Origin of the sequence: Spirillospora sp. NPDC049652, from assembly GCF_040675125.1 — a bacterium.
GTDB lineage: Bacteria > Actinomycetota > Actinomycetes > Streptosporangiales > Streptosporangiaceae > Spirillospora.
The window spans coordinates 1-8,533 of sequence record NZ_JBFAOF010000248.1 but is presented as its reverse complement, the minus strand read 5'-3'; the positions used below and the strand labels follow the sequence as shown (position 1 = coordinate 8,533).

Annotated in this window: 7 protein-coding genes; 2 read left to right on the top strand and 5 right to left on the bottom strand. The window is 73.5% G+C overall.

Annotated elements, in window-relative coordinates:
- Positions 1–1,204 (bottom strand): serine/threonine-protein kinase (locus AB0J52_RS17870; protein ID WP_500182698.1); only part of this gene is annotated, 1,204 nt, incomplete at its 3' end.
- A gap of 912 nt (positions 1,205–2,116) precedes the next feature.
- On the opposite strand from AB0J52_RS17870, the gene AB0J52_RS17865 reads away from it, so the two are divergent.
- Together AB0J52_RS17865 and AB0J52_RS17860 are read left to right on the top strand one after the other, a co-directional pair.
- On the top strand, positions 2,117–2,920 hold the full coding sequence (locus tag AB0J52_RS17865) for a C40 family peptidase (RefSeq protein WP_500182697.1): 804 nt from the start codon (positions 2,117–2,119) through the stop codon (positions 2,918–2,920).
- Positions 2,921–2,998: 78 nt separating this feature from the next.
- A complete protein-coding gene (locus AB0J52_RS17860) occupies positions 2,999–3,664 on the top strand; it encodes a hypothetical protein (RefSeq protein ID WP_500182696.1) in 666 nt (221 codons plus the stop codon).
- Between the two features lie 3 nt (positions 3,665–3,667).
- Here AB0J52_RS17860 and AB0J52_RS17855 read toward each other — a convergent pair whose 3' ends face one another.
- From AB0J52_RS17855 to pruA, 4 genes are all read right to left on the bottom strand, one after another.
- Positions 3,668–5,626, bottom strand: a complete 1,959-nt coding sequence (locus AB0J52_RS17855; RefSeq protein WP_500182695.1) for an acetoacetate--CoA ligase — start codon at positions 5,624–5,626, stop codon at positions 3,668–3,670.
- Positions 5,627–5,854: 228 nt separating this feature from the next.
- Positions 5,855–6,568 carry an HAD family hydrolase gene (locus tag AB0J52_RS17850; protein WP_500182694.1) on the bottom strand — a complete coding sequence of 238 codons (714 nt, stop codon included), beginning with the start codon at positions 6,566–6,568 and terminating at the stop codon, positions 5,855–5,857.
- Positions 6,569–6,578: 10 nt separating this feature from the next.
- Positions 6,579–7,118, bottom strand: coding sequence for a hypothetical protein (locus AB0J52_RS17845; protein WP_500182693.1), 540 nt, complete (start codon positions 7,116–7,118; stop codon positions 6,579–6,581).
- Between the two features lie 45 nt (positions 7,119–7,163).
- Positions 7,164–8,533, bottom strand: a 1,370-nt coding sequence (gene pruA, locus AB0J52_RS17840; RefSeq protein WP_500182692.1) for an L-glutamate gamma-semialdehyde dehydrogenase, incomplete at its 5' end; no start/stop codon positions are given.

Here is an 8,533-nt window from a genome sequence, read left to right as displayed (position 1 = left end):
CGGGAGTGAACCTGCCGATGAGCGGCGAGCGGCGCAGCGCCCCGCCCTTCGGCTGCGTGGTATGCGGGTCGAGCGCCCCGATGCCGTGCGTCCGCTCGGTCTCGGCGGCGGCGCGCTCGCGCGCGGCGAACTCGGCGGGGGTGGGGAGCCGGGGCTCGTCCTGCCGCCGCTGCGCGCCCGCGGCCTGCGCGCCGGCCTGCGCGGCCGTGGGCTCGGCGAGCGGAGCGGCCGCCGCGGCGGCGGCCGGGGCGGGAGCGGGGCGGCGGCGGCCGAAACGGCGGCGGTTGCGCTCGTTCTGCTCGACGAAGTCGGCGGCGACGACGCTGCCGGCGGCCAGGATCGAGGTCTCGTCGGACGACTCGGGCGCGGCCGGGACGGGCGTGGCCTGGGTGCTGTAGTCCTCGTGGCCGAGCAGCCGCATGAGCACCTGGCGGGCGTGCGGCCGGACCGCCGGGTCCTTGGCCAGGCAGTCGGCGACCAGGTCGCGCAGCGGGCCCTCGAGGGCGCCGAGCTCCGGCTCCTCGTGCAGGATCCGGTTGATCACGGCGGGAATGGTGTCCTGCCCGAAGGGCGGGGCGCCGGTCGCGGCGAACGCGACGGTCGCGGCCCAGCAGAACACGTCCGCCGGGGTGCCCGCGCCCTCGGCCCGGATCTGCTCGGGCGCCATGTAGGACGGGGTGCCGATCACCTTGCTGGTGAGGGTGGTGGAACCGCTGATCGCACGGGCCACCCCGAAGTCGATCACGCGCGGGCCGTCCGGGCCGATCAGCACGTTGTGCGGCTTGAAGTCGCGGTGCACGATGTCGCCCTGGTGGATGGCGGCGAGCGCGGTCGCGGTGCCGACCGCGAGCCGCTCCAGCGCGGCGCCCTCCAGCGGACCCTCGTCGAGGACGAGCTGGTTCAGCGACGGGCCGGGCACGTACTCGCTGACGATGTAGGGCCGGTCGCCGTTCGCATCGGCGTCGATGACCTGCGCCGTGCAGAACGGCGCGACCCGCTTGGCGACGTCGAGCTCACGCAGGAACCGGGCCCGCGCCTTGTCGTCGGCGGTGAGGTCGGAGTGCAGCAGCTTCACGGCGACCCGGCGGCCGTCCTCGGCGGTGGCGAGGAAGACCGTGCCCTGGCCGCCCTCCCCGAGCCGGCCGATCAGGGCGTACTGTCCCAGCCGCTCCGGGTCTCCGGACCGCAGGGCCCCAACCTCCATGTCGCGAGACCGTCCCTCTCGTGTTGTCGTCGGACCGAACCGCCAGGCCGCGCGGCGCTCCCCGTGACCACGCGCGGACACCGCCCGCGGATGCCACCCGCGGATCACACCGCCGGTTCCACCCGCCGGATCTCCACCGCCCGGTTCCCCGCCGCCCACGACCCGCCGTCCGCGACCCGCCGCCGGCCGATCACCGGCCGACCGGTCACGGGCCGGACCGCGCGGTGCGTTCCCGGTGGTTCTGGGACGCCCGAGTGCGCGGGGAGGTTCACCCGTCCCTGCGACCTTACGACGCGATCTGACCCGACACGCCGCATCGGACGGGTTCGGTCTCCGCAAGCCTAGTGGGAAGCAACGCCGAGCGATACCACACAATTCCCCCTCCGTTCGACATATCCCCTGGTGAGAACCCTGTTTTCGGAGAAATTCGCGAGTGTGAGCGACACGGCCGGGGTATCGCAAAGCCTGACGATCTTGCAAGGAGGTACGACAGCCATGTCCATCCCCTTAAAGGCCGTGACCGGCGCGGTCCCGCTCACCGTGACCCTGACGCTCGCGTTGGGGAGCGCGGTGGCCGAGGCCCGGCCCGTCCCGTCAGGGACCGGCGAGGCGACCGCGAGTCCGGAACGATCCGCACCCGACGAACCCACTCCACGAAGACCGGCCAGGTGGTCGGTCCCCGGACGGGCGGCGCCGGAACGATCACCACTGAACACCTCCCTTCGGGGACGGCCCGCGCGTGTCCATGACACAGCAGGCGAAAAGGCCCCGGAAGCGGTGCCGGCGAGAGCCGATGAGGCAGGGGCCCTGCCCCGCCGGACCACGGCGTCCAGCGCCGCCCGCACCCGGCTGACGGCGCACGCCGAGAAGGCGGCGCCCCGGGGAAAGAGCTCGCTTCCCACACTGGCCGCGATGGCCACACCGGCCATGCCGGCGGAACAGAGCGCGCTGACGGGCCAGAGCGCCCGCGCCGAACAGAGCACCCAGACCGCCCAGGGCGCGAAGACCGCCCAAGCGGCACAGCCCGCCCAAGGCACACAGGGCGCCCAGCCCGCACAGGGCGCACAGGCCGCACAGGGCGCACAGCCCGGCCAAGCCGCACAGGCCGCGCAGGGCGCACAACCTGCCCAAGCCGCGCAGGGCGCGCAGGGGGCACAGTCCGCGCAAGCCGCGCAGGGTGCGCGGGGGGCTCAGGGCTTGCAGGCGCGGGCCTCGCGGAGTCGGCCGGGACACGCCGAGCTCGCGGCCCGCATGCTCGCCGCGCGGCGCAAGGCCGTCCGCAGGCAGCGCGCGCTGCTCGTGCGGCGCTGGGAGGCGCGCGCGGCGCGGGCCGTCGACTACGCGACGCGTCAGCTCGGACGTCCCTACGTGTGGGGCGGCAGCGGACGCGGCGGATTCGACTGCTCGGGGCTGACCCAGCAGGCGTGGCGGCACGCCGGGGTCAAGCTCCCGCGCATCGCGGCCGACCAGTTCCGCCGCACGCGCCCGCACGTCAAGGTCGACCGGTTGAAGCCCGGCGACCTGGTGTTCTTCCACGGCCTCGGGCACGTGGGGATCTACACGGGACACGGGTGGTTCATCCACTCGCCCCACGCCGGCAGGACCGTGACGTTCGAGCGGCTGCGCGGCTGGTACCGGTCGTCCTTCGTGGGGGCCGCGCGTCCCGGCTGGAAGCAGCTGCCGGAGATGCCGGTCCTGGAGTCCGACCTGTCCTGAGCACGTCACCGGACCGCCGCGCGCCCCGGGCGCGGGTCCCGGCGGCGCGCGCGGGCCGGTGATCCGATAATCGACGCCATGACCTTCCTGGAAGGACGACGCGTCTACACCCGTGCCGACCTGATGGCGGAACACGGCATCGGCCGCAGCACGCTGGAGAAGTGGTACCGCGAGCGCGCCGCCAACGGCCATCCCGAACCCGTGGGGACGGTCGGCTCCCAGAAGGCCTGGGACGCCGACGCCTGGGACGCCTGGCACGCGGCGCGGACGGCCGCGAAGGCCGGAGCCGCCGGGGCGGCCGGGGCCGGTACGGAGGGCCTGCTCAGCCGGGACGAGCTCGGCGCCGAGCACGGCCTGAGCCGCCATCGCCTCAAGCAGTTGTGGAGCGAGCGGGCCGGCAACGGGCACCCGGAGCCGGCCCGGCAGGTGGGGAAGGCGCTGTACTGGGACGGCGCCGAATGGTCCGCCTGGTACACCGCATACACGGCACGAGAGGCCGATCCGGCGGAGAGCCCGGACGATCTGGTGACGCTCGCCGAGGCCGCCCGGATCCTCGGGCTGGCCCAGTCGAGCGCCACCGTCTACGCCAAGCGCCCTCCGGCGGGCTGGCCCACGCCCGCGCGCGAGGAGAAGCTGGGTGGCGGACGCGTCCGCCGCCTCTACCGCCGCGCCGACGTCCTCGCCTACGGCGAGATCCGCGTGGGCGGCGGGGACGGGAGCGAGGGCCGGGCCGGGGGCGCTTAGGCCTCAGGCGTCCTGGGTGTAGTACTTCAGGACTTCCGGGTTCGCCATGGCGCCCGTGTTGGCCGCCTGCTCGACCGGCGTGCCCTGGAGGATCTTCCGGACCGGGACCTCCAGCTTCTTGCCGGACAGGGTGCGCGGGACCCCCGGGACGACGTGGAACTCGTCCGGAACGTGCCGGGGCGACAGCGCCGAGCGGATCTCGCGCTTCAGCCGTCCGGCCAGCTCGTCGGTGAACTCCGCGCCCTCGGCCATCTGGACGTACAGCAGGAGGCGGCCCTCCTCGCCGAGGCGTCCGGTGTCGATGACGAGGCTGTCGGCGATCTCCTCGAAGCCCTCGACGACGCGGTAGAAGTCGGCGGTGCCCATCCGGATGCCGCCGCGGTTCAGCGTCGAGTCGGAGCGGCCGTAGATGACGCAGCCGCCGTCCGGGCGGACCTTGAGCCAGTCGCCGTGCCGCCACACGCCCGGGAACATGTCGAAGTAGGAGTCGCGGTAGCGCTCCCCGTCCTCGTCGTTCCAGAACGAGACCGGCATGCAGGGCATCGGCTCGGTCAGGACGAGCTCGCCGACCTCGTCGATGACCGGTTCGCCCTTCTCGGTGAACGCTTCGATCTTCGCGCCGAGCCCGCGGCACTGCAGCACCCCGGCGTGCAGCGGCAGCAGCGGCGACGGGCCGAGGAACGCGGTGCAGACGTCCGTCCCGCCGGACATCGAGCCGAGCAGCAGATCCTTCCCGACGGCGTCGTACACCCAGGCGAAGCCCTCGGGCGGCAGCGGCGAGCCGGTCGAGCCGATGCCGCGCAGCCGCGACAGGTCGTACTTCTCGCCGGGCCTGCGGTTCAGCTTCATCGAGGCGGTGATGTAGGGCGCGCCGACGCCCATGTAGGTGACGCCGTGCTCGGCGGCGAGCTGCCACAGGTCGCCGGGCGCGCCGTCGTACATCACCACCTTCGCGCCGACCAGCAGGCCGCCGACCAGGTAGTTCCACATCATCCAGCCGGTGGTGGTGTACCAGAAGAACACGTCGCCGGGGCCGAGGTCCTGGTGGAACGACAGGGCCTTGACGTGCTCCAGGACGATCCCGCCGTGCCCGTGCACGATCGGCTTCGGCAGGCCGGTCGTGCCGGACGAGTAGACCACCCACAGCGGATGGTCGAAGGGGACGTCCTCGTACTCGGGCTCGGCGCCCGCGCGGGGCAGGTCGGCGTAGGAGATCCCGGCGCGCAGGCCCTCCGGCGTGGACGCCGGGTCCAGGTAGGGGATCAGGACGGTCGAGGTGACGGTGGGCAGCGCGGCCTCAATGTCCCGGACGACGTCGCGGCGGTCGAAGCGGCGGTCGTTGTAGGCGTAACCGTCCACCGCGATCAGGACCTTCGGCTCGATCTGCGCGAACCGGTCGATCACCGAGGACGCCCCGAAGTCCGGCGAGCAGGACGACCAGACCGCGCCCAGCGAGGCCGCGGCCAGGAAGCAGACCAGCGCCTCGGGGATGTTCGGGACGTAGGCCGCGACGCGGTCCCCGCGTCCGACGCCCAGCTCCGTCAGGCCCGCCCGGACCTGCGCGACGTGCTCCGACAGCTCCCGGCGGCTGATCACCCGGCGTCCGCCCGCCTCGGACTGGAAGACCACGGCGGTGTCGTCCGGCTCGCCCGCCGCCAGTTCCAGCGCGTTGCGGGCGTAGTTGAGGGTCGCGCCCGGGTACCAGCGCAGGCCGTCCACCGGCATCTTCCCGCCGGTGCGCACCGGGCCGTCGCCGCGGTCGCCGAGCACGCCGAAGTAGTCCCAGACCGAGTCCCAGAAGGCGTCGATCTCGGTGGTCGACCAGGCCCACAGGTCGGCGTAGGACTCGGTGAGGACGCCCCTGTCCATCAGCCAGTTCCGGTAGTGGGTCACCCGGGCGTTGGCCACCACCTCCTCGGACGGCCGCCAGAGCGGAAGGCCCTCGGGCACCTGCTGGGACATGCGTGAACTCCCCTCCAGCCCCGCCACTCGGCGGGGCGTACCCAGGATCGGACCCGGGAACCGTCCGGCGCAACCCTCCCGACCTCGGACGATTCGTCTCCGGGTGTGTGGGCGGACCACATCCGCGGGCCGCCGAGACGTCGGCCATCCCCACGACGGCGGCGGTTCGGCTCGGCCGCGGGGCCGGCCCGGCGGTTCGGTCAGCTCGGGCCGGTCGGCTCGGGCCGGTCAGCTCGGGTCGGTCAGGTCCGCGACGGCGCGGAGGACCGCGTCGGTGTCCGAGAGGTCCGAGAGGACGGCATCGGCGCCGGCGGCGCGCAGCTCGGCGGCCGTGGCGCTGCCCGTGGCGACCGCGATGATCGGGGACCGGGCGATGTGCGCGGCCTGGACGTCGCGGGGGTGGTCGGCGAGGTAGACCGTCCGCTTCTCACCGAACGTCATTCCGTGCCGCTCCCCCGCGCGGGTGCGGGCGATCTCCAGCAGGGCGGCCTTGGAGTAGACGCCGTTCTCGTAGCCGCCCGCCTCCAGGTCCAGGTACCCAGCGAGGCCCAGCTCGGAGAGCTTCAGCTCGGCGTTCGGCCGGATCGACCCGGTGAGGACGGACTGGACTGTGCCCGGCAGCCGCGACAGCGCGGTCACGGCCTCGTGCGCACCCGGCAGGACGCGTCCGTGCGCGGCGAGGTCGGCGCGGCGGGCGGCGAACGCCTCGGCCAGCGCGGTCATGAACGCGGGCAGGTGGTCGTCGGTCGTGACGATGTCGTTGAACGCCAGCGTCTCGAAGATGATCTCCGACTCGGTGCGTCCGGGGGTGGGGGCGAGCCGGACCAGCGGACGGCCGGTGGTGCGCCGGAACGCCGCGGCGTAGGCGTCCCGGGTGACCCGCCCCACGTCCACGAGCGTGTGGTCCACGTTCCAGAGCACCAGGCGGTTCGTCGTCGGCATGGCCGCGAGGTTAGCCCAACGCCGTCACCGTGGACACCGGGCGGCCCAGCACCTCGTACGACACCTGGCCCCGCGCGACCGGCGAGAAGGACGCCAGGTAGGTGTTGATGTGCAGGACGTCCCCCGGACGCCCGCCGTCCGGAGCCGCGCCCACGACCCGGACGGTGCGCCGCTCGCCCGCGCGCAGCGTCGGGAAGCTGCAGATCACCCGCTCGGTCCGGTGGCAGGACGGGTCGCTCACCGACACGACGCGCATGGCCGGCCCGGCGCGTCCGCCGACGATCTTCTCGCTGCGCGCGACCAGGCCCCGGACGGGCCGGCGGCCGGCGTTGGTGACCGTGAAGCTGTAGCCGTACCGCCCGCCCGGGGTCAGCCGGTCGGCGCCGACGGGGCGCACGGAGGGGTCGGCGGTCACCCGCAGGTGGGACGCGGCCCGGACGGCGTCCACCGGGCCGTGGCCGTGCTCCGACCACGGTGTGGTGATCACCGCGGCCGTCCCGGCGACCACCAGCCCGGCGAGCGCCGCGCCCGCAGCTCGCCGCACGAACACCCCCGGACACCACGTCTTACCAGCTCAACTGCTATATCCTACGCGTCACCCCATGTAGGGATAGCGGTAGTCGACCGGTGGGACGAAGGTCTCCTTCAGCGACCGGGCGCTCACCCAGCGGGTCAGGTTGAGGATCGAGCCGGCCTTGTCGTCGGTGCCGCTCGCCCGCGCGCCGCCGAACGGCTGCTGCCCGACCACGGCCCCGGTCGGCTTGTCGTTGACGTAGAAGTTGCCCGCGGCGAACCGGAGCCGCTCGGTCGCCGCGGCGATGGCCGCCCGGTCCCGCGCGATGACCGACCCGGTGAGCGCGTACCGCGCGACGCCCTCCATCTGCCGCAGCATCGCGTCGTAGTCGCCGTCGTCGTACACGTGGACGCCGAGGATCGGGCCGAAGTACTCGGTCGTGAACAGCTCGTCCTCGGGATCGGTGCAGGACAGGACGGTCGGCTGGACGAACCAGCCGGTCGAGTCGTCGGTCCGCCCGCCGGCCTCGACCGTGATCGCGTCCGACTCGCGGGCCCGGACGATCGCGGCGGTGTGCTTGGCGAACGCCCGGTCGTCGATCACCGCGCCGAGGAACAGGCTCAGGTCCTCGGCGACGTTCCCCATGGTCAGCGACTCGACCTGGGCGATCAGGTCGTCCTTCACCCGGGTCCAGAGCGAGCGCGGGACGTAGGCGCGCGACACCGCCGAGCACTTCTGCCCCTGGTACTCGAACGAGCCCCGGACCAGCGCCGTCGTCAGGACGTCGGGGTCGGCCGACGGGTGCGCCACGACGAAGTCCTTGCCGCCCGTCTCGCCGACCAGGCGCGGGTAGCCGCGGTAGGACGCGATGTTCTCGCCGACCGTCCGCCAGAGGTGCTGGAAGGTGCCGGTGCTGCCGGTGAAGTGGATCCCGGCGAGGTCGGGATGGCTGAGCGCGACCTCCGACACGGCCTTGCCGTCCCCGGTGACCAGGTTGATCACGCCCGGCGGCAGGCCCGCCGCCTCCAGCAGCCGCATCGTGTGGTGCGCCGCGAGCTGCTGCGTCGGCGACGGCTTCCACACGACCGTGTTGCCCATCAGGGCGGGCGCGGTCGGCAGGTTCCCGGCGATGGAGGTGAAGTTGAACGGCGTGATCGCGAGGACGAACCCCTCCAGCGGCCGGTACTCCAGCCGGTTCCACACGCCCGGCGAGCTGATCGGCTGCGTCGCGTACAGCTCGCGGGCGAACGACACGTTGAACCGCCAGAAGTCGATCAGCTCGACGGCCGCGTCGATCTCCGCCTGCTGCACCGACTTGGACTGGCCGAGCACCGTCGCCGCGTTCAGCGTCGCCCGCCACGGCCCGGCCAGCAGCTCCGCCGCCGTCAGGAAGATCGCCGCGCGGTCCTCGAAGGAGAGCGCCCGCCAGGCCGGCGCCGCCTCGCGCGCGG